Below are 2,675 nucleotides of genomic sequence, written 5' to 3' on the forward strand. Positions count from 1 at the left end.
CTGGGAGGTATGGTGGGCACAAGTGCAAGAAAGTGGAATTAAGCCATTGAAAGAGTTCGCACGAAAACTGAGGCCTTATCTTCACGGTATTATTGGATCGGCAAGTTATCCGCTCAACACCTGCACATTGGAAGGGATAAACAACAAAATAAAGTTAATCAAGCGAATGGGGTATGGGTATCGAGATACAGACTACTTCTTCTTGAAGATAAAAGCGGCTTTCCCCGGAAAGCCGCGATGAACCTTTTAAAAGCCACGTATCTTCGTGGCTTTTTCATTTAGTATAAATATCAGCCGCTTATGGTATTGTTTGCTTATCCAAGATTCAGGGTAAGGAAATAGAAAGAATGACAAGCAAATGCGGAGAACTTAGGTTAGAAACCGTCTTAAGCTCCGAGTTTGACGAGCTGTTTGACTGCGTTAAACAAGGTATCTTCGAACACGTCGACAATGTGTTTGGCTGGGATGACGAGTTTCAGCGCTACCGCCTCTCAAACGACTACCAGCCCTCTTGGTTTCATTGGGTGCATAAAGGCTCTCAAAAGGTCGGGCTTACCTGCTTCAAACCTTACGACAATGCATACCACGTTCACTTATTGATTATTTTCCCTCAACATCAAAACCAAAACATCGGTCAACAAGTCATGATGCTGATTCACAATAAAGCGCGCCTGGAACAGCGAAACCAAGTCACCCTATCTAGCTTCAGAGGCAACACTCGCGCCATCCAATTTTACGAAGGCCTTGGCTATCAGGTTGTTGATGACAGTGATGAGGATTTTGTTTCTTATAAGCTAAAAATAAAAGCCTCTCTCTAGCCAGGTGACCTTCAGTCCAAAAAGCAAGTAATTGATATTTATATAGATTGCAAAATCTATACATTTGCGAGAGATATGACTCACACATCAAAATAACCAAATTTGATGTAACTCTAGAATAAAAACTCCTACAGTTTCCGCGTAATCCCTATTTGATACATTCCACAACAATGGCACTCAATTTATAAATCGTCATATTTATCAATGACATTCCATCAATTAATTTCTGAATAGAAGACTTTTATCAATAACTCAATAAAGGAGAACTAACATGAATGGTCAACGTTCACTGTTAGCTGTGGCAATAGCCCTAGGGATAGCAGGATGTGGTAGCGATAGTTCGAATAGCCCCACAACAGATAGTGCTGGTTCAACGGCAACAACAGCATCTCTTACCGCCAAAGCCGCAGATGGCTATTTGGTAGGTGCTAATGCATGTTTGGATCTAAACAACAACAAAGAGTGTGATAAGGATGAGCCAAATGCCGTAACCGGCGACAATGGCGAATTCACCATTGAAAACTTAACTCAAGAGCAACTAGAACAGAGCACTCTGTTAATCGAAGTGGTTGCAGGACAAACCATCGACACGGATAACCCTGGTGTTGTGTTAAGCAAAAGCTACCGCTTAACGGCGCCACCACAATCAGAGTTTATTAGCCCGTTAACCACACTCATACAGAATGAAATTGAAAGTGGCGCATCATTAGATGAAGCGAAAGCAACTATTCAAGAGAAGTTAGGGACAACGCTCGACTTAACTCAAGATTACATTGAGGCCAAAAACAACGACAAGCTAGCAGACTCACAAAAAGCAGCTTTTGAGAACCTACACCGCGTTGCTCAAGTTACTGCATCGGTCATGGCAGAGAATACTGACGCACTATCAGAAACCGCAGCGGGTGCTGGTATTTCTGTAGAAGCGCTCACGGCGTTGATCAATGAAGAAGTGACTCGAGTACTATATGAAGTCGTCAAAAATATTGAAGCCGCGGGAGAAAACTTCAACCCGAGCGACATTGCTGGCAGCATTAATCGCGACCACATCGCCATTGATGACTCTAATCTTGAAGATAAAATTAAAGAAAACGAAGCAAATAAAGAATCCAAGCAAGCCGACCTTGCGAAGCTGATTAAAACAGATGGTATTAATTGGTTTGATGGTGCAAAGGAGTCAGGTACAGACTCAGTGGTTTCATATGGGACACTAAAAGCATCTTCAGATAACTCTGTTACTGAGACTAATTTCATCTATGACTACGATACAAAGCAATTTGTTGAGTTTGAAAACACTCCAGACGAAAGCAATATGGTACTCGACAAAGACGGCTGGGTGGCAAGTGATTATACCTTAGCTAGTATTACGTCGAATAAAGATGGCAGTGTAACCCTAAAAACTAACAGTTCAGCTTTTGATGAAATTGCTAATGCTAAGCAGTTAGATGTAGGTGGACTCAATGTTAGTTCTATCATGGATCAAACAGATGATGAAAATGTTTGGGCCAACCTTATACCAGGCAGCTTAAAGTTTCCAGATAGCACCAAAGCATACAAACTTTCTGTGGAAAGTGTCTACGACAACATTTATTACTACAGTAAGGGTGATTGGTGATCTGCTCCAGCCAGACTGGACACTTCATTAAGCGACATTTTGTTGTTCAAAGTTAACTGGGCTTAGATACCCAAGAGCACTGTGCCTTCTCGTTCGATTATAATCAACCTCTATGTACTCGAAGATCGTTTGGCGCATCTGCTCTCTCGTCATAATCGGCTCATATTGGATCGCTTCCACTTTCATAGAATGGAAGAAACTCTCAACACAAGCATTGTCCCAGCAGTTTCCTTTCCTACTCATAC

At 41.9% G+C, this 2,675-nt stretch carries 4 protein-coding genes; 3 read left to right on the forward strand and 1 reads right to left on the reverse strand.

The annotated features are described in order from the left end of the window. The 3 genes from L1D55_RS26985 to L1D55_RS26995 all read left to right on the forward strand — a co-directional run. Positions 1-241, forward strand: a 241-nt coding sequence (locus L1D55_RS26985; RefSeq protein WP_239918106.1) for a transposase, incomplete at its 5' end; no start/stop codon positions are given. 106 nt (positions 242-347) lie between these two features. Then, a complete protein-coding gene (locus tag L1D55_RS26990) occupies positions 348-818 on the forward strand; it encodes a GNAT family N-acetyltransferase (RefSeq protein WP_239919493.1) in 471 nt (156 codons plus the stop codon). A gap of 271 nt (positions 819-1,089) precedes the next feature. Then, complete coding sequence (locus tag L1D55_RS26995) at positions 1,090-2,430, forward strand: hypothetical protein (protein WP_239919494.1); 1,341 nt, start codon at positions 1,090-1,092, stop codon at positions 2,428-2,430. 27 nt (positions 2,431-2,457) lie between these two features. On the opposite strand, the gene L1D55_RS27000 is transcribed toward L1D55_RS26995, so the two are convergent. Continuing rightward, the coding region (locus L1D55_RS27000) for an IS3 family transposase (protein ID WP_239915817.1) at positions 2,458-2,675 on the reverse strand (218 nt) is incomplete at its 5' end.

This window comes from Vibrio sp. Isolate22, assembly GCF_022398115.1.
GTDB lineage: Bacteria > Pseudomonadota > Gammaproteobacteria > Enterobacterales > Vibrionaceae > Vibrio.